This window comes from Microbacterium sp. WHRI 7836, from assembly GCF_040223885.2.
GTDB lineage: Bacteria > Actinomycetota > Actinomycetes > Actinomycetales > Microbacteriaceae > Microbacterium > Microbacterium oxydans.
Genome location: NZ_CP168171.1, coordinates 1841538 through 1862658 on the forward strand (window position 1 = coordinate 1841538; position 21121 = coordinate 1862658).

The following is a 21121-nucleotide window of genomic DNA, read 5'->3' on the forward strand; positions in this document are numbered from 1 at the left end:
GCGAGAGGAGCGCATTTGTCCCGCTGGCTGTGCTGATGCCAGGCTGAGGGACATGGCATCCTCCTATTCGCTCATCGTCTCTCAGGGCCGGGTGGCCGACCGTACCGGCGGCGCCTTGATCGGCGCGCGCCGAGTGGGCGAGGCGGTGTCGTCCCTGATGTCGATCGAAGCACAGACCATCGGCACTCCGACCCCGAGTGTCGTCGATGACTGGACGAAGGCGTTACCGGAGGCGGAGCAGACGCTCCAGGGGATCCGGGCGGCGCTGCAGGATGCCCTTGCCGCTGGGACGACACCCCTGCTGATCACCAACACCTGCGCTGTGAGCCTCGGCACGCTCCCCACGGTCGCGGAGCATCACCCGGATGCGGTGGTGCTGTGGATCGACGCGCACGGCGACTTCAACACCCCGGAGACGACGGAGTCGGGGTACCTCGGCGGCATGGTGCTCGCCGCGGCGTGCGGCCTCTGGGACAGCGGCCACGGTTCCGGCATCGACCCGAAGCAGGTGATCGTCGTCGGTGGCCGGGACATCGACCCCGCCGAGGGGGACCTTCTGGCGGAGGCAGGGGTCACCGTACTTCGGCCGGCAGAGAGCACGCCTGAACGCATCGTCGACATCATCGCCGGTCGACCGGTATGGATACACGTCGACTGGGACGTGCTCGAGCCCGGTTACATCCCCGCGGCCTATCGCATCGGGGGCGGGCTGCTGCCGCATCAGATCGCCGGGATCTTCGCCGCACTGCCCGTAGGTGCCGTGCAGGGGGTGGAGCTCGCGGAGTTCGAGGCGGGAGACGCCGAAGTCCCTGAGCGTCTCAGCGTGGAGCTCGTGATCGAGACTTTGCAGCACCTCCTGCGCTGATTTTGTGGACGCTGTCCGGGTGCCGCGTCAGCGACGGCGCTCGGGGTCGAGCCCCATACGGACACGCGTACGTTTGCGCTCGACGAGGATGAAGACGGTGCCGATGATCCAGAGCGGGATCGGCATGAGAAATGCGATCCGGAAGGCTTCCAGCGAGTAGGTCTCCGGCGTGCCGGCGCCCTGCAGATCGAGCGCGAGACCGATGAGGAAGATGGCGATGAGCGCGGCGATGAAACCTCCGGCGTTCGTGACGCCGGTGGCGGTGCTGAGGCGGTGCGTCGGGTTGTGCGTTCTGGCGTGGTCGAAGGCGATCATCGAGGCGGGACCACCGGTCCCGAGAGCGATCGCCAGGACGTAGAGGAGCCAGAGCGGTGCGGTGTCGGGGAGGGCGATGACAGAGATCCACGCTGCCATCTGAACCCCCACGGCCGGAAGCACGAGGGCGAGAGAGCGATGGTTCGGCAGTCGACGCGAGAGGTCGCCGATGATGGGACCGAGAAGCATTCCGGCAACGACATATACGGAGATGATGCCCGCGGCGTGTGCAGCATCCAGGCCCTCCGCCGCTGTGAGGAACGGCATTCCCCAGAGGAGCACGAACGCGGTTCCCGCGAACGGCGTGGTGAAGTGCGACCAGAAGGCGAGGCGGGTCCCTGGGTGCGCCCAGGCGGCGCGTATGCCGACGCCGGTATCTATCGCTGAGGTGACGACGCGCACGACTCCCGTGTCGGTGTTCACCGTGACATCGGCGCCGCGCTCGACCGGGTGGTTGCGGATGACGAGCGCCACGAGGATCGTGAACAGCACCCCGAGCCCGGCGATGCTGCCGAAGGTGATCGTCCAGGTGGTGGCGTGCAGCAGCGCGGCGACGGGGACGAGCGCGATGAGTTGCCCTGCCTGGCCGATGATGCCGGTGAACTGCACCATGAGGGGTCCTCGCTGCGCGGGGAACCAGGTGGCAACCAGGCGCAGCACGGCGGGGAAGATGGCGGCATCTCCGGCGCCGAGCAGAACGCGTGCGACGATCGCGATGCCGATGCTGGGGGAGAGAGCCATGGTCAACTGGCCGGCGGCCATGAGCAGCATCCCGATCGTCATGATCGGCCGGGATCCGAAACGGTCGAGCAGGATTCCCACGGGGATCTGCATCCCGCCGTACACCGCCAGTTGGACCACGGCGAACAGGGCCAGCGTGGAAGCGTCGGCCTGGAACCGGTCAGCCGCCTCGACGCCGACAGCCCCGAGCGAGGTGCGGTTGGTGATCGCGAGCACATAGGCGGCGACGCCGACCGACCAGATCAGCCAGGCCCGCCACCCCGGTGTGGAGACGGGGGAGTGGGAGACCTGCGGCACCCCTCAACGCTACTCCTCTGCGATGTCGCAGATGAGATCTGTGATGTCGCAGGTGGGAGCTACCCTGACGCCATGACCAGCACACCTCTGCATCACTCACTCGATTACGTCGAGCTCGTCGTCACCGACCTCGACGTCTCGAAGCGCTTCTTCGCCGATGCGTTCGGCTGGCATTTCAACGACTACGGCCCGGGCTATGCGGGGATCGTGTCTCCGCGCGCCGACGGGAACGAGGCCGGTGGTCTGCTGCTCGCCGACGAGGTGCGTCCCGCCGGCGGCCCTCTGGTGCTGCTCTACTCCGAGGACCTCGACGCCACGAAGGAGGCCATCGTGGCGGCCGGGGGCAAGATCCTGCAGGAGCCGTATGAGTTCCCGGGTGGGCGTCGGCTGCACTTCGCGGATCCGTCTGGCACCGAGCTCGGAGTGTGGTCCGCGCACTAGCGCCCGGTTCGCGGCGTCGGACCTTTCGAGCGTGCGACGATTGCCCGTATGACGGACATCACCGCGGGTACTACCGACGACATCGCGAGATGTGTCGATCTCTGGGGGCAGGCTCTTCGATACCGCGATGGAGAGGTCGACGCGGCCGCAGTCGCCGCCCGCATGCGCAAGCTGTTCGACGGGCCTCTCCTGCGGTTCGCGTTGGCAGGGGAGCCTCTCGCTGGGTTCGCTCTGACGGCACCGAAATCCGGTGACGAGACTACGGCAGTGCTGGAGCGGATCGCTGTGCTCCCTGCTTCCTCCGGCAAGGGGATGGGAAGAGCTCTGTTGAAGGACGCGATACGGGCGTCGAAGGACGCCGGGTACTCCACGGTCGAGCTCGCTGTGCGGCGAGGAAACCCCGCCATCCGGCTCTATGAGCTGCAGGGATTCCGGCCTGTTTCCGGTCCGGTCACTCATCCGCTCGGCGGCGAGCCCATGATCACGTTCAGTGTCGGCCTCTGAGGGGAGCCGACGCCTCCGGGGGTACGTTCAGCGCGCTGCACGCCTGACAGAGGGGCATGGAGTATGCCGAGCCTATGACGGCCCAGGGGAGGGGAGTGCCGGGCCCCTGAGATCCTCCACGATGATCGATACCAGCTCATCGGTACCGATCTCGGGGCCGATCCGTCGTTCATCGAACCAGGGGAGTGGCTGCCACCCATCGTGCCATTCGCGGATCTTGTCCTCCCCGAATTCCTGGGCAAGCTGCCGGCCCGCGTGGCGGCGGATCGTCTCCTCGAGGCCGACGTCGAACTGGTAGATGCGTGTGGACCCGAGGTGGTCTCGGTACAACCGTTCGAACGCCTCCGAGTAGTCGCGCAGATTGAACACGCCGTCGAGGATCACGTCATACCCGAGGTCGAGCGCCTGGCGGGCGGTGGTGCTGATGAGGACACTGGCGTCGCGGGAGAGCTTCCGCCGATCCGGCTCACGGAGGAGCTCGCGGCGGAAGTGATCCTGAGAGATCAGAGCGACGCGCGCGCCCAGCGCTGTGCGCAACGATGTTGCCGTGGTCGTCTTCCCCGACGCCGCATCGCCGCGAAGGATGACGAGACGAGTGGAGCCGCTGCCTGTGAGAGCCATCGGGCCATTCTCGCAATGCTCTCGGGTCTGACGGGCGTCAGGTGAGCTGGAACGGCATGCCGAGGGCTGTCCTGAGCCTGGTCGCGAAGGCTTGGCGGTGAGCCGGATCGACCCATTCCGCGTCATCATGCCGCTGGTACAGACGGTCGTCCGGGTGGCGGGGGAACACGTGAACGTGAAGATGCCAGACGTCCTGGCCTCCGGCGGGTTCGTTGTGCTGGCGGATCGAGGTGCCCTCACACGCGTATGAGGAGCGGATGCCGATGGCGACTCTCTGGGTGATGTCCCACACCGCCGCGCTGTCCGACGGCGAAAGGTCGTAGATGTTCTCCACATGCGTCCGAGGGATGACAAGCACCGCGCCCGGGTTCCCAGGCCACCACTTCGGAGCGATCCGGGCGTAAGCGCGTTCAGTGACAGCGACCACGTCCGTGGGCAGGTTGTGATCGTCATGCGTGCCCTCGAGGAAAGCGCAGAACGGGCAGACGTAGCCCGCGGGCGCATGCATAGGGGGACTCACGCCCCGATCATCGCACGGTGAGCGGCTGGATGGCTCGTGGAACAATGAAGACATGCTTGCTCGGGTCGTCGCGGTCCATTCCAGTGCTTCTCACACGTTCAGCAAGGAGACACGGGGATCCATCTCGCTGCTAGAGGGTCTGGGCGTCGACGGCGATGCGCACTGTGGAGCGACGGTCAAGCACCGATCGCGGGTGGCCGCCGATCCGTCCCAACCGAATCTCCGGCAGGTGCACCTGATCCACGGCGAGCTCTTCGAGACCCTGAAGGAGGGTGGCCATCTCGTGGCTCCAGGGGACCTCGGCGAGAACATCACGACGCAGGGCATCGATCTGCTCGCGCTGCCTGTCGGATCACGACTGCGAATCGGAGAGACTGTGGTGACGGTCACGGGGCTTCGCAATCCGTGCCAGCAGATCAACGGATTCCAGTCGGGGCTGCTCAAGCAGGTGGTGCGGAACGCCGGTGACGGCAAGGTCGTCCGCCTCGCCGGCGTGATGGGCATCGTGTCGCGGGGTGGGCGCGTGGCTGCGGGAGATCCGATCGATGTCGAGTTGCCACCGCACCCGCATCTCCCGCTCACGCGAGTCTGAGGGGGACGGGCTGCTTTCTGCTAGCTGACATAATGTGCATTATCGGATATAGCTCACGAGTCGAGAGTGGCGCGAAGAGATGGGACTCTGTGCTCTCGGGCCCCTCATGCTCCCTGGGCTGCTGCATGGGAGACGACGTCGCGAATCCAGCGGTTCGCCGCTGACGGGTACAGCGGTGCCGACACATCGTCGTCGTCGAATGGGCGCCATAGGATCGGCACGATCGATCCGTCGGACTCCGTGAGGGTGCCGCCCTCCAATGCAGGTTCTGGGTGCAGCCTGCCGCAGTACAGCGCAACGATTTCATGACCGAGCTCGCCGTCGTATCGGAAGATGTTCTCAACGACGCCCAGGAAAGCCAGATCGACCACATCGGCTTGGAGCTCTTCCTGGACTTCGCGGAGTATCGCCTTCTCGTGTGTCTCGCCGAGTTCGACACCGCCGCCGATCAGCCGATGAAAGCCGAGCGGGTTCTCCGCCGTCGCACCGTGCTGGCTGACGAGGTGCCGAGCGCCGTCGCTGTGGGTGGCCACAAGCATGGCTTTGACACGAATGTGGGAGCGGTCGACCGGCATGCCCCTACGCTCCGACGTAGGCAGCGAGGTGCTCCCCCGTCAGTGTGGATTTTTGGGATACCAAATCTGCAGGTGTCCCTTCGAACACGATCTTGCCGCCATCATGACCGGCGCCGGGCCCGATATCGATGATCCAGTCTGCATGGGCCATCACCGCCTGATGATGTTCGATGACGATCACCGTCTTCCCGGCGTCGACGAGCCGATCGAGCAGCCCGAGGATCTTGTCGACATCGGCGAGGTGCAGGCCGGTCGTGGGTTCGTCGAGCACGTAGACGTCGCCCTTCTCCCCCATCTGGATCGCGAGCTTGATCCGCTGGCGCTCACCACCCGACAGGGTCGACAACGGCTGCCCGAGTGACAGGTAGCCGAGACCCACGTCTTCCATCCGGCCGAGGATGGCGGAAGCCGCCGGGAGCTTCGCCTCGCCCTCACCGAAGAACACCCGCGCTTCGGACACAGGCAGATCGAGCACCTCGGTGATGTCCTTGCCGGCGAGTTTGTACTCGAGAACAGCTGCCTGGAAGCGCTTGCCGCCGCAGTCCTCGCAGGGCGTCTCGATCGTGTCCATGAATCCGAGTTCCGTGATGATCACGCCGGCGCCCTTGCACGACGGGCAGGCGCCCTCTGAGTTCGCGCTGAATAGAGCCGGCTTCACGCCGTTGGCCTTGGCGAACGCCTTGCGGATCGGCTCCAGGAGGCCTGTGTACGTCGCGGGGTTGCTTCGTCGCGAGCCCTTGATCGCGGCCTGATCGATCGCCACGACGCCGTCGCGCTTCGAGACCGACCCGTGGATGAGGGAACTCTTGCCCGAGCCCGCGACGCCCGTGACGACCGTGAGCACGCCCGTCGGGATGTCGACGTCGACGTCCTGCAGGTTGTTGGCCGTCGCGCCTCTGACGTCGATCGCGCCGGTGCCGGTGCGCACCGATTCCTTCAACTGCGCCCGGTCCTCGAGGTGATCGCCGGTCTTGGTGCCGCTGGCCTTGAGACCCTCGACCGTTCCCTCGTAACAGATCTCTCCGCCGGCGCTGCCCGCACCGGGACCCAGGTCGACGACATGGTCGCCGATCATGATCGTCTCGGGTTTGTGCTCGACCACGAGCACCGTGTTCCCCTTGTCGCGCAGCTGCAGCAGGAGCCCGTTCATGCGCTGGATATCGTGCGGGTGCAATCCGATGGTCGGCTCGTCGAACACGTAGGTGATGTCGGTGAGCGAGGAACCGAGGTGGCGCAGCATCTTGATGCGCTGTGCCTCTCCCCCGGACAGCGTGCCCGAAGGCCGTTCGAGACTGAGATAGCCGAGTCCCAGGGTCACGAAGGCATCGAGGTTCGCGCTGAGCGCCTGAAGTAGTGGACCCGCGCCGGGAAGGTCGAGCACCCGGACCCAGTCCGCGAGGTCTGTGACCTGCATGCGGCATGCGTCCGCGATGCTCACGCCCTCGATCTTCGATGACCGTGCACCCTCGGTGAGTCGCGTGCCGTCGCACTCCGGGCACACCGCGAAGGTGGCGACGCGCTCGACGAAAGCACGGATGTGCGGCTGCAACGCATCGAGATCCTTCGACAGCATCGACTTGGTGATCTTCGGGATGAGGCCTTCGTAGGTCATGTTGATCCCGGAGATCTTGACCTTCGTGACCTCTCCGTAGAGGAAGAGCTGACGCTGTTTGTCGGTGAACTGCGAGATCGGCTTATCGGCGGGATAGAACCCCGACTGAGAGAAGCCCTTCACCATCCAGCCGTCCGCCGTGTAGCCGGGAACCATGATGGCCCCTTCGTCGAGAGACCGCGACTCGTCGACGATCTGGGCGAGATCGAGGTCGGACACCGCTCCCCTGCCTTCGCATCGCGGGCACATGCCGCCGAGGTAGATCGCGTCCTTCACGATCTTCTTCTCACCGCCAGGGCCCGTCATCACCCCGCTGGCTCTCTGCGTCGGGATGTTGAACGAGAAGGCGGTGGGTCCGCCGATGTACGGCTGCCCGAGTTTGCTGAACAGGATGCGCAGCATCGCGTTGGCATCCGTCACCGTGCCGACCGTCGAACGCGGGTTCGCGCCGAGCCGCTCCTGGTCCACGATGATCGCGGTTGTCAGTCCCTCGAGGACATCGACGTCGGGCCTCGGCACCGACGGCATGAAGCCCTGCACGAAAGCGCTGTAGGTCTCGTCGATCATGCGGCGCGATTCCGCGGCGATCGTGTCGAAGACGAGCGAGCTCTTGCCCGAGCCGGAGACACCGGTGAAGACGGTCAACCGGCGCTTCGGGATGTCGACGCTGACCTCTTTGAGGTTGTTCTCACGCGCGCCCTGGACGCGGATGAGGTCATGGGTGTCGGCAGGGTGCGCTTCGGTGCTCATCGGGGTCCTTCGGTTCTGCGGTGGAGATATCAGGTGGTCTGGTCTAAGCGGTCTGATTGATACGGAGCAGATTCCCGGCCGGGTCGCGGAACGCGCAATCGCGCACGCCGTAGGGCTGGTCCATCGGCTCCTGCACGACATCGGCGCCGTGCTCGACCAGGCTCTCGAAGAGCGTGTCGAGGTCATCGCTGGCGAGGGTGAGAGCAGCGTAGCTGCCCTTCGCGATCAGCTCGAGGATCGTCTGCCGCTCGGAATCGGTGATGCCGGGATCTGTTGCCGGCGGGTGGAGGACGATCGACGTCTCAGGCTGACCGACGGGGCCGACGGTGAGCCATCGCAGTCCGTCGTAGCCGACGTCGTTGCGCACCTCGAATCCGAGAGCGTCGCGGTAGAACGCGAGAGCGGCTTCCCCATCGGTGTGTGGAAGGAATGCGTAGTGGATGCTGATTCTCATGGCTCTCACGTTAGGTGGGCATCGGGGCGCGGCGCTTCTCTATTCCTGATCGGTCTCGTGACCTGCTTCGCCTGGAAGGACGGTATTCCCTCGATGGTGGTGGCGCGTTCACGGTACACGCTGGGTGAGACACCGATGAGCTCCGAGAACCTCGTGCTGAAGGTGCCGAGCGAGGAGCATCCGACTTCGAAGCACACCTCCGTCACCGTCAGGTCGCCGCGCCGCAGCAGAGCCATGGCGCGTTCGATCCGCCTCGTCATCAGATACGAGTACGGGGACTCCCCGTAGGCTTCGCGGAACTGCCGGCTCAGGTGCCCTGCCGACATGTGCACTTCGCGCGCCAGCGCTTCGACATCCAGAGGTCGGGCGTACTCCCGATCGATGCGATCGCGGACCCGTCGCATGACGGCGAGCTCGCGCAGCCGAGCGTGGTCGAGGTCCGTCACGAGGATGATCTTGCCACGTCGGGGAATCGTGTCGGGGAGTTTCCCGGCGTGACGAAGAGAAACGCGGGCGGGCGCTTCTCCCCCGCTCCTGCCCTCAGGGGCGCTACCCTGAGGGGCATCCTCACAGGATTTTCTCAGAAAGGGGTCCCCACCATGTCTGAACCACTCGCAGAGGCGAAGTCGTTGTTCAAGTCGATCCGCGTCACGCTGGCCGTCGCCGGCGTTCTCGCGCTGATCGCGGGTATCGTCCTCCTCGTCTGGCCGGTCAAGTCCGCGGTCATCGTGACGGCGATCTTCGCCTCGTACCTGATCGTCGCCGGGCTCGTCTACGTCGGCCTCGGTATCTTCTCGAGTGCCAAGGGCGGGTGGGCGCGCGTCGGTCACATCGTCCTCGGACTGCTCTACATCGCTGCCGGTGTGATCGCGTTCTTCAACCTGAACGTCGCTGCGGCCACGCTCGCCTTCGTCGTCGTGATCTTCATCGGTGTCAGCTGGATCGTCGACGGCATCGTCGCTCTGTCCCTGCTGGGCAGCGACGGATCGCGCGTCTGGACGGTCCTCTACGCGATCCTGAGCATCGTCGCGGGAATCATCGTGCTGTTCTCGCCGCTGATCGCCGGCTTCGCCTTCTGGCTGCTGCTGGGGATCTCGCTGGTCGTGCTCGGAATCATCCAGATCGTCCGTGCCATCACACTCGGTCGGGATGCGAAGGAGTACGTCTCCGCCGTTCAGGGCGGAGCGACGAGCTGACGCTCATCGTCTGAAACGAGAGCGGCCCCGACTTGCGATGCAAGACGGGGCCGCTCTTCTCGTGCTCTTACTCGGCCGCGAAAGCGCTCACGTCACCGACGAGGCGCGTGTTGTCAGCGGGCACCGCGTCGACGGCCGCCCTGGCGACCTCGGCAGCGAACTCCGAGACGTTGTAGAGCTTGCCCGCCGACTCCCGGCGCTCGGCGATCGCCCCCGGGTTCGCGCGCTCCAACAGCGTCGCCGTGATGGTGCCCTCGATCATGTCGCCCGACACGACCGTGAAGCCGATGCCCTTCTCGGCGAGGCCGGGGATGCGCTCCCGGAGGGCGTCCTCTCCGGCACGCTTGGAGAGGGCGACGGGCTCGTACTCCGGCATGGTCGGTGTGGTGCGGATGAAGTGCGCCTGGTGGCTGGTGACGAACACCACGCGTGCTCCGTCAGAGAGCAGCGGGGTAGCGGCGTCGAGCACGTTGAGCTGCGCGTCGCGGTTCAGGGTGAGCGCGTAGTCCGCAGCCATGCCCGACTCCATGCCCCCTGAGGCGTTGAGCACGAGTACGTCCAGGCGGCCGTACTCGGCGCGGATAGCCTCGAACATCGCAGCGACGGACTCGGGGTCGGTGAGGTCGGCACCCACGACGAGCGCACGGCGACCGAGTTCCCGCAGCTGGGCGGCGAGCTTCTCGGCGCGCGGGGCCTTGTTGCGGAAGTTGATGACGACGTCGGCACCGGCCTCCGCCAGGTAGCGGACGGTGTCGGCGCCGATCCCCCGCGATGAACCGGTGACAAGGGCGACCTTGCCGTCGAGGGATCCTGCGGGAAGAACGTCGGTCACGGTGACTCCTCATGATGCGCGAAAAAAGCCGTGATCGCACGGCCTTCACACCCTACCAAGCGCACGCAGTGGCGCCCTGATCCAGCGCTCTGCGCGTGATACGTTGACCACAAAGGAGGCCGCATGGACAACATCGTGACGTTCGTCACGTTCATCGAGCAATGGGCGTGGATCGGCTGGCTGGTTCTCATCGCCGTCTTCCTGGTGATCGAGATGCTCTCGCTGGACTTCACGTTCCTCATGCTCAGCTTCGGCGGAGTCGTCGGTCTCGTCACGGATCTGGTCGGCGTCCCCGTGTGGCTGCAGGTGATCATCGCCGCCGCCGCTGCCGCCCTGTTCATCCTGTTCCTGCGCCCTCCCCTTCTCAGACGCCTGCACCGCGGCGAGGATCCGACCAGGTCGAACGTCGACGCCCTCATAGACCTTCGCGGGATCGCGCTGAATGACATCACGCAGATCTCCGGCCAGGCCAAGCTCGCGAACGGCGACACCTGGACCGCGCGCACCGCCACCCCCGTTCCCATCCCCCAGGGTGCCCCGGTCGCCGTGACCGCGATCAACGGCGCCACGGCCATCGTCCGTCCCGTGAACGACTAGGAGAACCCCGTGAACGACGCATCGTTCATCCCCACAGCGATCCTGTGGATCCTCGTGATCGCCGTGATCATCTTCGTGGTGGTCACCGTCGCGCGAGCGATCCGCATCATCCCGCAGGCCACGGCCGGGGTGGTCGAGCGTCTCGGGCGCTATCACAAGACACTGACGCCGGGCCTCAACGTGCTCGTGCCGTTCATCGACAGGCTGCGGCCTCTGATCGACATGCGCGAGCAGGTCGTGTCCTTCCCGCCGCAGCCGGTGATCACCGAGGACAACCTCGTGGTCTCGATCGACACCGTCGTCTACTTCCAGGTGACCGACGCGCGTGCGGCGACCTACGAGATCGCGAACTACCTGGGCGCCGTCGAGCAGCTGACGACCACCACGCTTCGAAACGTGGTCGGTGGCCTCAACCTCGAGGAAGCGCTCACGAGCCGTGACAACATCAACGGTCAACTGCGAGTCGTCCTCGACGAGGCGACAGGCAAGTGGGGCATCCGCGTCGGCCGGGTCGAGCTCAAGGCCATCGACCCGCCCATCTCGATCCAGGACTCGATGGAGAAGCAGATGCGAGCCGAGCGTGACCGCCGCGCCGCGATCCTGACCGCTGAGGGGACCAAGCAGTCCGCGATCCTCGAAGCCGAGGGTGCGCGGCAGGCGGAGATCCTCCGCGCGGAAGGTGACAAGCAAGCCGCAGTGCTGCGCGCCCAGGGTGAGGCCGAGGCCATCCAGAACGTCTTCAGCGCCATCCACCAGGGCGAGCCGGACGACAAGCTTCTGGCCTACCAGTACCTGCAGATGCTTCCGAAGATCAGTGAGGGGCAGTCCAACAAGCTCTGGATCATCCCCAGCGAACTCACCGAGGCGCTCAAGGGCATCGGCAGCGCGTTCACGCCGAAGCCCGGCCAGGGCCCGTCGAACACGCTTCCCGGCGCGTGACGCACCCGTACTTCTCGAAGACGCGGAATCCCCGAGTCCTCGCCCACCGTGGTCTGATCACCGCGGCGGGCGAGGACTCCGGCGTCTGGGAGAACTCCGCCGGGGCTTTCGCGGCCGCCCATGCCGCCGGCGTCGAGTACATCGAGACCGATTGTCAGGTCACAGCGAGCGGCGACGTGGTGCTCTTCCACGATGACGACATCGCACGACTCACCGGCGACCCCCGGCCCGTCGGTGAGGTGAGTACACGTGAGCTGCGCACCCTGTTCGAGGAGCACGGGGGCCTGCTGACCGTCGCAGAAGCACTCGATTCCTTCCCGGACGTGCGGTTCAACATCGACGTGAAGACGTCGTCCGCTGTCGAGCCTCTCGGGAAGATCCTGGTCGACGACACGCACCGGGTGCTCGTGACGAGCTTCTCCGACGCCAATCGACGGGGAACGGTGGCGTCCGTGTTGCGGGCAGGGGCGGCGCTTCGTCCGGCCACGTCCGGAGGCAGCGCGACGATCGCCTCCCTGCGCGCGCTCTCGGCACTCCGCCTCTCCCCCGCGCGCATCCTTCGCGGCATCGATGCTCTGCAGATCCCGGAGCGCCACCGCGCGCTGACGGTGCTGACTCCTGCTCTTCTTCAGGCCTCGCACCGGCACGGGGTGGAGGTGCACATCTGGACCGTCAACGAGGCCGCAGACATGCGCCGTCTCATCGACCTCGGTGTCGACGGCATCGTGTCGGACCGCGCTGATCTCGCCCTGAAGACTCTCGCCCCGCGTTAGGGGCGACCCGCCTCATAACCTCCTCCGCTGGGATTAACCTGTGAGTTCCGCCGAGAACTCGCCCGCGTGGATGAAGCCCACAGGCTGGAGCGTTATACCTGACAGCGACGAGAGGACCACACAATGGCAGATCGCAGCCTGCGCGGCATCCGACTCGGCGCCCAGAGCCTACAGAGCGAAGAGGGCGTCGTTTTCATGGAGCGCCGTGAGACCACCTACACCTGTGACACATGCGGCCACGTCACGAACCTGATGTTCGCGGCGGACGCCGAGCCGCCCCAGACCTGGGAGTGCCGCGCCTGCGGTGCCGAGGCTCGACTGAACGTCGACGGCCAGGCCGTCACGCTCGAGGCGAGCGACGAGAAGGCCGCCCGCACCCACTGGGACATGCTGCTGGAGCGCCGTACGCGCGCCGAGCTCGAGGAGCTGCTGGAAGAGCGCCTCGCCTTCATCCGGGCCCGCCGCGGTGCCGGAGAAGACCCGACCCGCGAGAAGATCGGCGCCTAGCGCCTCCTGGCGCGCCACCACCCGACGAGGAGCGCGCCGAGACCGCCCCACAGCACGACTGCCTGGATCCAGGGGCCCAGCACCACACCAGCCGTGAGGCCGGAGCGCAGCTCGACATCCTCGAGCATGGCTCCGGCCTCATCTGCGTCCAGGCTCGTGACCGTGGAGCCGTCAGCACGGATGACCTGGCTCGTGCCGACGGTCGAGACGTTCACCACGCTTCTGCCGGTCTCGATGGCCCTCATGCGTGCAAAGGCCAGCTGCTGCAGGTTCTCGTCCGTGCCACGGAAGTCGGCATTGTTCGTCTGGAACACCAGCACCTCTGCCCCCGCGTTCAGGCCCTGCCAGATCACATCGTCGTAGATCACATCGAAGCAGATGGCGAGACCGACGCGGACCCCGTCGACGTCGACGATCGGAGGGTTCGAACCCGGCGTGTACTCCCGTTGGATGAGACCGATCAGCTCCGGGGCGAGCGCGTTGAAGAACGGGCGATCCGGCACGTACTCGCCGAAGGGGACGGGGTGCCGTTTGTCGTGCAGCTGCCTCGCGGTGCCATCGAGGTTCCAGAGCATCGAGGTGTTGAAGAAGCGGTCGTCACGACCTGTTGGCGCGTTGGCGAGGAGCGGTGCGTCGATCCGGTTCGCGATGAGGGTCATCCGCCGCGCCAGCGCATCGCTCTGAAAAGGGTCCGCGTCCAATGACCCTTCCGGCCAGACCAGCAGATCGACGTCTTCGCCGTAAAGAGGGGCGGTCGCCTCTGTCTGCGCCTGGATCACCGCGAACGGCTCGCGATCGTCGAAGTACCCCGTCGGGCCGTTCCCCTGCACGGCGGCGATCCGCATCGAGCCGCTGGTCGCGGTCGGGAAGAGCGGGGTGAACAGCAGCACCACCACGAGGGCTGCCGGCGCGATCAGCCGCAAGGGCCGGCGCCATGCGCGCAGCCGCACGACTTCGATCAGCATCGCCACGACGAGCACCATGAGGAAGCTGAGCCCGCTCACGCCGACCCAGGAGGAGACGGACGCGAGGGGACTCTCGGCCTGACTCATGCCGATACGTGCCCAAGGGAAGCCGCCGTAGGGCCAGGAGCCGACGAACAGCTCGCGGCCGACCCAGAGGGCCGCGACGACCGTCGGGAGCCCCAGAAGGCGCCCCGCTGTCCCGGGGAAGGCTTTCGGGAGCCAGCGATAGGCGAGCGCAATCGGGATGAGGGCGATCGCCGTCAGCACGCCCTCGACGACGCTCAGGGCGGCCCACGGGATGGGGCCGAGGTATCGCGATGTCCAGGAGACCAGGAGCCCGAAGAACAGGATGCCGTAGACCAGCCCGACGAGCAGCGCACCCCCGAACCGTCGTCCTATCAGCGCGAGCAGCAGAAGAGCTGTCGCTGGGAAGGCGAGGATCCAGATCGCAGCCTCCGGATACGCCAGATTCATCACCAGGGCGGCCAGTCCGGCGGCGAGCACAGCAGCCCAGAGGGGCAGGAGGGCGCGTCGTGGCGCGGTTTTCGAGGTCATTCCGTCCATCTCACATCGACGAGTAGGCGACGATGCCGCGGCGCACGCCATCGAGCGCGGCCCGTGCCGTTCGTGCGAGTGCGGCATCTTCCGCGACGATGGAGAGCTGATCGAGCAGATCGATCGTTTGCTTGGCCCAGCGCACGAAGTCTCCCGCAGCCATGTCGGCGTCGATCAGGACGCGGTCGAGCATGCCGCCGCGGGCCCAGGAGTGCATCGCCCCGGCCAGCCCTGCCGCCAGCGGCTCACTCCCGGGCAGGTGGTGATCCTGCTCCAGATCGTCGAGCTCGGCCCAGAGCGTCGTCGTCTTCTCGTATGCGGCCCGGAAGGCGCCTCGGGGCAGACCCCGCTCCCCCGAATTCGCCTCGTCACGGCGAGGCTCATAGACGAGGCAGCACGCCATCGCCGCGAGTGAAGGAGCATCCAGCCCCGCCCACAGTCCCTGACGGAGCGACTCCGCGACGAGCAGATCCCGCTCGCCGTAGATGCGACGCATGGTGCGTCCCGCTTCGGTCAGCGCCGTCTCTCCGTCGACTTCGGTGAGGTAGTCGAGCGTCTCCAGTACCTCGACCACGCGGTCGAAGACGCGTGCGACCGTGCCGGTGCGCGTCTCGATCTGACGGCGGATCCGATCGGTCTGGCGCTTGAGCTTCCAATACCGCTCCGCCCACCGCGCGTGAGCTTCGCGATCCGGACAACGATGGCACGGGTGCCGCTGCATCTGCGTGCGCAACGACTGGATTCGCTTCATCCGCTTGTCGCGTGAAGCGCGAGGGGCGTTCGAGTCCTGCCGGTTCTTCTTCTCGAGGTCGCTCAGTTCGCGCCGGATGGCCGCGTACTCGGGGTAGTCCCCGTGCTCACAGGCCATCGCGCTCTGGTAACCGGCCAACGACTCCTCGGCCTCGCGCACCTGGCGTGCGAGCCCGACGACGGCCCGATCTGCTTGGAACTGCGCGAACGACGATTCCAGGATCTGCCGCGCCCTGGGCTTGCCGAACATGTCGATCAGGTTCACGGCCATGTTGTAGGTCGGGCGGAAGCTGGAGTTCAACGGATACGTGCGCCGGGACGCGAGTGCGGCGACCGCCTGCGGATCCATGCCCTCGGTCCACTGCACGACGGCGTGGCCCTCGACGTCGATGCCGCGACGCCCTGCGCGACCGGTGAGCTGGGTGTACTCCCCCGAGGTGATGGCGACGCGGGCCTCGCCGTTGAACTTCTCCATCTTCTCGAGGACGACGGTGCGCGCCGGCATGTTGATGCCGAGGGCGAGCGTCTCGGTGGCGAAGACCACCTTCACGAGCTTGCGCTGATAGAGCTCCTCGACGACCTCCTTGAAAGCGGGCAGCAAGCCCGCGTGGTGCGAGGCGATTCCGCGTTCGAGGTTGTCGAGCCATTCCCAGTAGCCGAGCACACCGAGGTCTTCGTCCTGGAGGGTCCGCGTGCGCTCCTCGACGATGGCGCGGATCTCCGCGCGCTCCTCGTTTGACGTGAGCCTGATACCGGAGCGGCGCACCTGCTGCACCGCGGCATCGCACCCCACGCGGCTGAAGATGAAGAAGATGGCAGGGAGCAGATTCGCGCGTTCGAGCAGACGGACGACGTCGGGCCGATCCATTCGCTCGATGCGGCGCGCGTTGGCAGCACGGACCGGACGTCGTCCCCCGCGCGGCGGACGCTTCGCCTGACGTCCGGCATGGCGGTCGCTGCGGTACGACTGTGCCTGCCGGTTGTTCTCGTATGTCGTGCCCGTCGCGGAGCGGATCCGCATGAGCTCCTGGTTGACCTGCGCGGTGGCCAGACCCGCCCGATCGTCGAACAGCGGCAGCAGGTCGTCACGGACGAGGACGTGCTGTTCGAGCGGCACGGGACGGATCTCGGAGACGATGACCTCGGTATCGCCGCGCACCGTGTCCAGCCAGTCGCCGAACTCCTCCGCGTTCGACACCGTCGCGCTCAACGACACCAGGCGGACGCGGGCGGGGAGGTGGATGATGACCTCTTCCCAGACCGCTCCACGGAATCGGTCAGCGAGGTAGTGCACCTCGTCCATGACCACGTAGCGCAGATCCCTCAGCGCCGCCGAGTCGGCGTAGATCATGTTGCGCAGGACCTCTGTCGTCATGACGACGATCCGCGCATTGCCGTTGATGTTGGTGTCGCCGGTGAGCAGGCCCACCTGATCGGCCCCGTAGACGTCGACCAGCTCGCGGAACTTCTGGTTCGACAGTGCCTTCATCGGCGTCGTGTAGAAGGCCTTGTCGCTCGATGTCTGCATCGCGAGATGGATCGCGAACTCGCCGACGATCGTCTTGCCTGCACCTGTCGGAGCAGCGACCAACACGCTTCGTCCACCCTCGAGTGCATGACAGCCCGCGACCTGGAACGGGTCGAGATCGAACTTCTGCAGCGCCGCGAACGCCGTTGACTGCGGATGCTCCCCCGCTTCCCGCGCGCGAGCGTACTTCTCCGAAGGCGAGCTCATGCCGGATCCGGCAGAAGCCCTGATGCCTCGTCACGCTTGCGCTTGCGCCGGTCGAAGATGAGCGAGAGACCGGCAGCGGCGAAGAACAGCACGATGAGGATGCCGGCCAGCATCAGCATGCTGACGACGTCTGCCGCGGGTGTCGCGAGCGCGGCGAAGACCGTCGCGATGATGATCGCGACGCGCCATCCCTTGAGGATCGCCCGTCCGGACATCACACCTGCGAGGTTGAGGGCGACGAGGAACACCGGGAGCACGAAGGAGATGCCGATCACGATCATCAGCTTGAAGATGAAGTCGTAATACTCCTGCGCCGAGTACAGGTTCGTCGCGCCTGCCGGGGTGAAGCTCCACATCAGCTCGATGATGTGCGGCATGATCATGACGCCGAGGTAGCAGCCGGCGAAGAACAGCGGAACGGCGGCGACCACGAAGCCGACGGTGTACCTGACCTCTTTGCGCGTGAGTCCGGGCATGATGAACGCCCAGATCTGCCACAGCCACACGGGTGCGGACAGGAAGATGCCGATCGAGAACGCGATGCGCATGCGCATGTCGAACGCGGCCGTGACGGTGCCGAAGTTGAGCGCGCTGAAATCGTCTCCGCGCTTCTCGGCGATGATGCGGACCGGTTCGGTGATGAAGTTGATGATCGGATCGGCGATGAGGAAGGCGATCACCATTCCGACGAGCAGGGCGAGCGCAGCGAACATGAGGCGCTTGCGCAGTTCGACGAGATGCGCGCCGAGCGACATCCGTCGATCCCGATCCGCCTTCGGCATCACGGTCGGTTCGATGGCTGCCACGGCCGGTCAGGCGCGGGGCGGGGTCTCAGGGTCGATGCCCGAGTCCTTCACCGTGGTCGGCTCGGCGGCTGCGGAGTCGGTGCGAGCGGCGTCGTCGTCCTTCATGGCCTTCATCTCGCCCTTGAACACGCGAGCCGACTGGCCCATGCTCTTCGCGAGAGCCGGCAACTTGGCCGCACCGAACAGGAGGAGGATCACGGCGAGCACAATCAGCAGGTGCCAGCCTTGCATTCCAGCGAACATGTCAGGTTTCCCGTCGTCGGTGAGCGTTCGATCCAGTCTACAGATCAAACCTCTGCTTCGGGCTGGTGATAGAGCGCGAGTCCCGCAGCAGCCCACTCCCTCGTCGCCGTACGGCCCAGCGCGGGCTCCAGCACCTCCATCGCCCCGCCGAAGCGCGCAGCGAGCCGCTTGATACCCCGCGGGTCCGCGAGGTGCAGCGGCGCTGTGACCGTACCGTCCACCGCGTCGGTGGTTCCGGTGGGCACGAATCCGCCGAGCAGAGGAGCCAGCCTCTCCGGCACCCGCACCGTGACGGTCCGTTCCTCCTCGAGCCCTGCGAAGGCTTCGGGGACGTGATCTCCCTGATGCGTGATCGGGATGTCGGTGAGCGCCGGCGCGCTGACCCGGTCGAGGTGGAAAGTGCGCATGGCCTTGCGCAGATGGCACCACCCCTGGAGGTACCACTGACCGTTGGTGATGAGGATCTGCATCGGATCCACGGTGCGAGTGGTCGGCGCGGCGTCGGGAGCCTGATACGTGAACGCGATCGCGACGCCCTCATGCAGTCCGCGGGCCACCGCCTCGCGCACCTCGTCGACGGCACTGGGGGCGACGACGACATCGGCGGGCGCGTCCGCCGCGCCACGGGACAGCTTGGAGATCAGTCCGGCGACGAGACCCGAGTCCGAGACGGCCGGGACCGCCGCGACCATCTGGAGCCCTGCGAGCAGCGCCGCAGCCTCGCGAGCGGTGAAGCGCGGGACGCGGCGTAGAGCCACATCGTTCGTGATCTCGATCACGTCTTCCAGATCGAGGAGGTCCCAGTTGATGTCGAACATCTCCTGCGGCTGCTGCCAGTACCCCGCTTCTCCGGGGAGACCGATCACGGTGAGCTTCTCCACCATCCCGCGCATCTCCTGCGGCGTGACGGCGAACTCCGCGGCCGCCTCCTCGAGAGAGACCTGTCCGTGCTCCAGGAGATAGGGAACCAGTGTGAGATACAGGCGCACGCGATCGGCGGCGAGCAGGGGCTTCGAGCTCGCGCTCACTTCGTCTCCTCCGCTCCGGAGTGGGCGTTCACGACGGCACGCAGCCGCGAGATCACGGCTTCCCGCAAGGGTGCCGGGTCGACCACTCGTACTTCCGGTCCGTACGAGGCGAGCTCGTCGGCGAGGATGTGCAGGTCGACGAAGGGCACGTTGATGCCCTGCGTGGCCGGCGAGGCGCGTCGTCCCAGCCGCAACGCCGCCTCCGTGCCGGGGGTGACCTCCAGAAGGGCCGAGTTCTCGGCGGCGACGCGCTCCAGCCCGGCGAGTGCGCGATCTCCTGCGCCGTCGCGCAGCACCGGATCGAAGCTCTGGGGAGTCATGCGTACGTCCCCGACGATCCGGCTGAGCAGGAAGGTGCGGTCCTCCTCCACATCGACGTCGATGCCGTAGACATGCCACCGTGCCTCGTAGTCGACCAGAGCCAGCGGCCGGATACGGCGGCGGCGCGGCGCATCCTCTCCGGGCTTCAAGTACTCGAACGTGACCACCCTGCACCGCTCGATCGCATCCTGCAGAGGCGAGAACGCCGCATCGCGCGCGGTGATGCGCGGCGCGAACCCGATGATCGGCTCGTCGCCGTCGATGCCGAGGGCGCGAATCTTGCGGACGCCGGACTGCGCGTCCCCGGAGACCGATTCGGAGCTCCAGACGCTTCCTGCGAGCTGTAGCACCGCGAGCTCGGCCGGCGAGAACTCGATGTCGCTGGGGAGGTCGTACTCCGCCTGCGGGATGCGATAGCGCGCCTCGCGGAGATCGTTCGGATCCGCGGCGTCCCCGATGGTCTCGATGGGCACGCCGAGTGAGCGCAACTCGTCCTTGTCGCGCTCGAACATCTTCTCGAGCGCATCCGACCGGGTACCGGCCTCGGCGCGCTGCCGGTAGCCGGAGACGTTGTCGAGGATCTGCTGCTTGGTCAACCCGATCTCCGTGGCCATCAGCGCCACGACGAGATTCGTCAGACGCTCCTCCGCGGGGATCCGGGCTGCCATCACGGCGTGGGCGCCGTCACTGCGCCCAGGATGTCGACGACGACCGCAGTGGCCGGAGCGTTCTCGGCGGCGGGGAAGACGACGAGGAGCTGGGATCCGACCGTGGCTCCGACGAGCTGTTCGGCAGCCACGCTGACGCTGGCATCGGCACCCCAGGAGCTCGTGGTGACCTTCTTGTCGTCCCAACCGACGCCCATGATGTTGGTGACGACGATGTCGTCCTTCTTCACCTTCGGACCGTCGCCCTTGATCAGCGTCTGCGTGGTGATCTCCTTGGGGGCGGGAACGTCGGGGATGATGACGCCCGGCGTGCCGTCGGGAGCGCGCACCACGGTGGGGAGTCCTCGCGCGTCATTGAACTGCAACGCGCCGGATGCCTTCGCCGGCATCACATCGAGCACGTCGATGACCGCCACGATGTTCTCCCCCTTGTCGAGTCCGAACGCCTGGACGTTCTGCTCGCCGAAGTCCTCCGGGGTGAGCACGGCGAGGACGCGACTGCCCTCGGTCGCGCACTCCAGCACATCGGACAGACCGGCAGAGCGCTGCGCCCAGTAGTCGATGCTGTGCACGCGGCTCTGGTCGCCGTTGAACTCGGACTGGTAGAGCTTCTCGCCGCTGTCGCCGCCGTAGAAGGCGATATCGAGCACCACGGGCTGGAACTTCGAGCCCAGCGCGAGGCCATCGCCGACCGTCACATCGGCGAAGGCCGTCTTGTCGGACTTGACGGGCCCGAAGACCTCGACGTCGGGCAGCGAACCGAGGTCACCGCTCACGTCGGCGACGTTCAGGATCTTGTCGTCACCACCGCGATCACAGGCGGCGACACCGTCGGATGCGGTCGCGGTGCAGCCCGTCAGGGCGAGGACGGCGAGGCTGAGGGAGGCCAGAACGGCGGACGTTTTACGCACGCGCTCCA

24 protein-coding genes are annotated in these 21121 nt (G+C 66.4%); 9 read left to right on the top strand and 15 right to left on the bottom strand.

Annotated features, from left to right (window positions below; translation table 11 throughout):
* Positions 1 to 52: 52 nt before the first annotated feature.
* Entirely contained in the window at positions 53 to 865 is an 813-nt protein-coding gene (locus ABRP18_RS08795) for an arginase family protein (protein ID WP_349884505.1), read from the top strand.
* A 27-nt stretch (positions 866 to 892) separates the two neighbouring features.
* Here ABRP18_RS08795 and ABRP18_RS08800 read toward each other — a convergent pair whose 3' ends face one another.
* On the bottom strand, positions 893 to 2218 hold the full coding sequence (locus ABRP18_RS08800) for a nitrate/nitrite transporter (protein WP_058631184.1): 1326 nt from the start codon (positions 2216 to 2218) through the stop codon (positions 893 to 895).
* 72 nt (positions 2219 to 2290) lie between these two features.
* Here ABRP18_RS08800 and ABRP18_RS08805 point away from each other — a divergent pair, with 72 nt between their 5' ends.
* The gene (locus ABRP18_RS08805) at positions 2291 to 2659 is read left to right on the top strand and encodes a VOC family protein (protein WP_046747108.1); all 369 of its coding nucleotides are present in this window, start codon (positions 2291 to 2293) and stop codon (positions 2657 to 2659) included.
* A 48-nt stretch (positions 2660 to 2707) separates the two neighbouring features.
* Positions 2708 to 3163: a GNAT family N-acetyltransferase gene (locus ABRP18_RS08810; RefSeq protein WP_349884506.1), complete on the top strand. Its 456-nt coding sequence runs from the start codon at positions 2708 to 2710 to the stop codon at positions 3161 to 3163.
* A gap of 72 nt (positions 3164 to 3235) precedes the next feature.
* On the opposite strand, the gene ABRP18_RS08815 is transcribed toward ABRP18_RS08810, so the two are convergent.
* Together ABRP18_RS08815 and ABRP18_RS08820 are read right to left on the bottom strand one after the other, a co-directional pair.
* Positions 3236 to 3784 (bottom strand): AAA family ATPase, encoded by a 549-nt coding sequence (locus ABRP18_RS08815; protein WP_349884507.1) that lies wholly within the window; start codon positions 3782 to 3784, stop codon positions 3236 to 3238.
* A 37-nt stretch (positions 3785 to 3821) separates the two neighbouring features.
* Positions 3822 to 4292, bottom strand: a complete 471-nt coding sequence (locus tag ABRP18_RS08820; protein ID WP_374168974.1) for an HIT family protein — start codon at positions 4290 to 4292, stop codon at positions 3822 to 3824.
* A 64-nt stretch (positions 4293 to 4356) separates the two neighbouring features.
* Here ABRP18_RS08820 and ABRP18_RS08825 point away from each other — a divergent pair, with 64 nt between their 5' ends.
* On the top strand, positions 4357 to 4896 hold the full coding sequence (locus tag ABRP18_RS08825) for an MOSC domain-containing protein (RefSeq protein ID WP_061015923.1): 540 nt from the start codon (positions 4357 to 4359) through the stop codon (positions 4894 to 4896).
* 104 nt (positions 4897 to 5000) lie between these two features.
* Here the strand turns inward: ABRP18_RS08825 and ABRP18_RS08830 are convergent, their stop codons facing one another.
* Genes ABRP18_RS08830 through ABRP18_RS08845 form a run of 4 tightly spaced genes read right to left on the bottom strand, consistent with a single transcriptional unit; the run spans position 5001 to position 8691 of the window.
* Complete coding sequence (locus ABRP18_RS08830; protein WP_193761810.1) at positions 5001 to 5471, bottom strand: NUDIX domain-containing protein; 471 nt, start codon at positions 5469 to 5471, stop codon at positions 5001 to 5003.
* 4 nt (positions 5472 to 5475) lie between these two features.
* A complete protein-coding gene (locus ABRP18_RS08835) occupies positions 5476 to 7833 on the bottom strand; it encodes an excinuclease ABC subunit UvrA (RefSeq protein ID WP_349884509.1) in 2358 nt (785 codons plus the stop codon).
* A gap of 43 nt (positions 7834 to 7876) precedes the next feature.
* Complete coding sequence (locus tag ABRP18_RS08840; RefSeq protein ID WP_113681959.1) at positions 7877 to 8287, bottom strand: VOC family protein; 411 nt, start codon at positions 8285 to 8287, stop codon at positions 7877 to 7879.
* Between the two features lie 5 nt (positions 8288 to 8292).
* Complete coding sequence (locus tag ABRP18_RS08845; RefSeq protein WP_349885348.1) at positions 8293 to 8691, bottom strand: helix-turn-helix transcriptional regulator; 399 nt, start codon at positions 8689 to 8691, stop codon at positions 8293 to 8295.
* A gap of 195 nt (positions 8692 to 8886) precedes the next feature.
* Here ABRP18_RS08845 and ABRP18_RS08850 point away from each other — a divergent pair, with 195 nt between their 5' ends.
* Entirely contained in the window at positions 8887 to 9483 is a 597-nt protein-coding gene (locus ABRP18_RS08850) for an HdeD family acid-resistance protein (RefSeq protein ID WP_046746993.1), read from the top strand.
* Positions 9484 to 9550: 67 nt separating this feature from the next.
* Here ABRP18_RS08850 and ABRP18_RS08855 read toward each other — a convergent pair whose 3' ends face one another.
* The gene (locus ABRP18_RS08855; protein WP_046746994.1) at positions 9551 to 10315 is read right to left on the bottom strand and encodes an SDR family oxidoreductase; all 765 of its coding nucleotides are present in this window, start codon (positions 10313 to 10315) and stop codon (positions 9551 to 9553) included.
* Between the two features lie 123 nt (positions 10316 to 10438).
* On the opposite strand from ABRP18_RS08855, the gene ABRP18_RS08860 reads away from it, so the two are divergent.
* The 4 genes from ABRP18_RS08860 (at position 10439) to ABRP18_RS08875 (ending at position 13131) form a co-directional block, all read left to right on the top strand.
* A complete protein-coding gene (locus tag ABRP18_RS08860; protein ID WP_046746995.1) occupies positions 10439 to 10912 on the top strand; it encodes an NfeD family protein in 474 nt (157 codons plus the stop codon).
* A 9-nt stretch (positions 10913 to 10921) separates the two neighbouring features.
* A complete protein-coding gene (locus ABRP18_RS08865) occupies positions 10922 to 11851 on the top strand; it encodes an SPFH domain-containing protein (RefSeq protein ID WP_046746996.1) in 930 nt (309 codons plus the stop codon).
* Positions 11848 to 12624 carry a glycerophosphodiester phosphodiesterase family protein gene (locus ABRP18_RS08870; RefSeq protein WP_113681958.1) on the top strand — a complete coding sequence of 259 codons (777 nt, stop codon included), beginning with the start codon at positions 11848 to 11850 and terminating at the stop codon, positions 12622 to 12624. Before ABRP18_RS08865 ends, ABRP18_RS08870 begins: the two co-directional genes overlap by 4 nt.
* Before the next feature lie 123 nt (positions 12625 to 12747).
* On the top strand, positions 12748 to 13131 hold the full coding sequence (locus ABRP18_RS08875; protein ID WP_021200565.1) for an RNA polymerase-binding protein RbpA: 384 nt from the start codon (positions 12748 to 12750) through the stop codon (positions 13129 to 13131).
* On the opposite strand, the gene lnt is transcribed toward ABRP18_RS08875, so the two are convergent.
* The 7 genes from lnt to ABRP18_RS08910 are packed head-to-tail and all read right to left on the bottom strand — an operon-like array spanning position 13128 to position 21113.
* A complete protein-coding gene (gene lnt / locus ABRP18_RS08880) occupies positions 13128 to 14660 on the bottom strand; it encodes an apolipoprotein N-acyltransferase (RefSeq protein WP_374168975.1) in 1533 nt (510 codons plus the stop codon). The genes ABRP18_RS08875 and lnt overlap by 4 nt on opposite strands.
* A 1-nt stretch (position 14661) precedes the next feature.
* Positions 14662 to 17136, bottom strand: a complete 2475-nt coding sequence (locus ABRP18_RS08885) for an RNA helicase (RefSeq protein ID WP_058631173.1) — start codon at positions 17134 to 17136, stop codon at positions 14662 to 14664.
* Positions 17133 to 17891 carry a twin-arginine translocase subunit TatC gene (gene tatC / locus ABRP18_RS08890; RefSeq protein ID WP_045265395.1) on the bottom strand — a complete coding sequence of 253 codons (759 nt, stop codon included), beginning with the start codon at positions 17889 to 17891 and terminating at the stop codon, positions 17133 to 17135. Before tatC ends, ABRP18_RS08885 begins: the two co-directional genes overlap by 4 nt.
* A gap of 57 nt (positions 17892 to 17948) precedes the next feature.
* Positions 17949 to 18185 carry a Sec-independent protein translocase subunit TatA gene (gene tatA / locus ABRP18_RS08895; protein WP_021200561.1) on the bottom strand — a complete coding sequence of 79 codons (237 nt, stop codon included), beginning with the start codon at positions 18183 to 18185 and terminating at the stop codon, positions 17949 to 17951.
* A gap of 44 nt (positions 18186 to 18229) precedes the next feature.
* Positions 18230 to 19213 (bottom strand): WYL domain-containing protein, encoded by a 984-nt coding sequence (locus ABRP18_RS08900; RefSeq protein ID WP_349884511.1) that lies wholly within the window; start codon positions 19211 to 19213, stop codon positions 18230 to 18232.
* Positions 19210 to 20202 carry a YafY family protein gene (locus ABRP18_RS08905; protein ID WP_058631171.1) on the bottom strand — a complete coding sequence of 331 codons (993 nt, stop codon included), beginning with the start codon at positions 20200 to 20202 and terminating at the stop codon, positions 19210 to 19212. Before ABRP18_RS08905 ends, ABRP18_RS08900 begins: the two co-directional genes overlap by 4 nt.
* Positions 20202 to 21113, bottom strand: coding sequence for a hypothetical protein (locus ABRP18_RS08910; protein WP_282846624.1), 912 nt, complete (start codon positions 21111 to 21113; stop codon positions 20202 to 20204). Before ABRP18_RS08910 ends, ABRP18_RS08905 begins: the two co-directional genes overlap by 1 nt.
* Positions 21114 to 21121: the final 8 nt, after the last annotated feature.

What these genes read in the sequence shown, in the direction of transcription:
- tatC (WP_045265395.1), bottom strand. Translation starts at nt 17,891, where the DNA reads ATGTCGCTCGGCGCGCATCTCGTCGAACTGCGCAAGCGCCTCATGTTC.
- ABRP18_RS08810 (WP_349884506.1), top strand. Translation starts at nt 2,708, where the DNA reads ATGACGGACATCACCGCGGGTACTACCGACGACATCGCGAGATGTGTC.
- ABRP18_RS08835 (WP_349884509.1), bottom strand. Translation starts at nt 7,833, where the DNA reads ATGAGCACCGAAGCGCACCCTGCCGACACCCATGACCTCATCCGCGTC.
- ABRP18_RS08795 (WP_349884505.1), top strand. Translation starts at nt 53, where the DNA reads ATGGCATCCTCCTATTCGCTCATCGTCTCTCAGGGCCGGGTGGCCGAC.
- ABRP18_RS08840 (WP_113681959.1), bottom strand. Translation starts at nt 8,287, where the DNA reads ATGAGAATCAGCATCCACTACGCATTCCTTCCACACACCGATGGGGAA.
- ABRP18_RS08875 (WP_021200565.1), top strand. Translation starts at nt 12,748, where the DNA reads ATGGCAGATCGCAGCCTGCGCGGCATCCGACTCGGCGCCCAGAGCCTA.
- ABRP18_RS08830 (WP_193761810.1), bottom strand. Translation starts at nt 5,471, where the DNA reads ATGCCGGTCGACCGCTCCCACATTCGTGTCAAAGCCATGCTTGTGGCC.
- ABRP18_RS08885 (WP_058631173.1), bottom strand. Translation starts at nt 17,136, where the DNA reads ATGAGCTCGCCTTCGGAGAAGTACGCTCGCGCGCGGGAAGCGGGGGAG.
- ABRP18_RS08845 (WP_349885348.1), bottom strand. Translation starts at nt 8,691, where the DNA reads ATGCGACGGGTCCGCGATCGCATCGATCGGGAGTACGCCCGACCTCTG.
- ABRP18_RS08905 (WP_058631171.1), bottom strand. Translation starts at nt 20,202, where the DNA reads ATGGCAGCCCGGATCCCCGCGGAGGAGCGTCTGACGAATCTCGTCGTG.
- ABRP18_RS08815 (WP_349884507.1), bottom strand. Translation starts at nt 3,784, where the DNA reads ATGGCTCTCACAGGCAGCGGCTCCACTCGTCTCGTCATCCTTCGCGGC.
- ABRP18_RS08860 (WP_046746995.1), top strand. Translation starts at nt 10,439, where the DNA reads ATGGACAACATCGTGACGTTCGTCACGTTCATCGAGCAATGGGCGTGG.
- ABRP18_RS08850 (WP_046746993.1), top strand. Translation starts at nt 8,887, where the DNA reads ATGTCTGAACCACTCGCAGAGGCGAAGTCGTTGTTCAAGTCGATCCGC.
- lnt (WP_374168975.1), bottom strand. Translation starts at nt 14,660, where the DNA reads ATGGACGGAATGACCTCGAAAACCGCGCCACGACGCGCCCTCCTGCCC.
- ABRP18_RS08805 (WP_046747108.1), top strand. Translation starts at nt 2,291, where the DNA reads ATGACCAGCACACCTCTGCATCACTCACTCGATTACGTCGAGCTCGTC.
- ABRP18_RS08820 (WP_374168974.1), bottom strand. Translation starts at nt 4,292, where the DNA reads ATGCATGCGCCCGCGGGCTACGTCTGCCCGTTCTGCGCTTTCCTCGAG.
- tatA (WP_021200561.1), bottom strand. Translation starts at nt 18,185, where the DNA reads ATGTTCGCTGGAATGCAAGGCTGGCACCTGCTGATTGTGCTCGCCGTG.
- ABRP18_RS08825 (WP_061015923.1), top strand. Translation starts at nt 4,357, where the DNA reads ATGCTTGCTCGGGTCGTCGCGGTCCATTCCAGTGCTTCTCACACGTTC.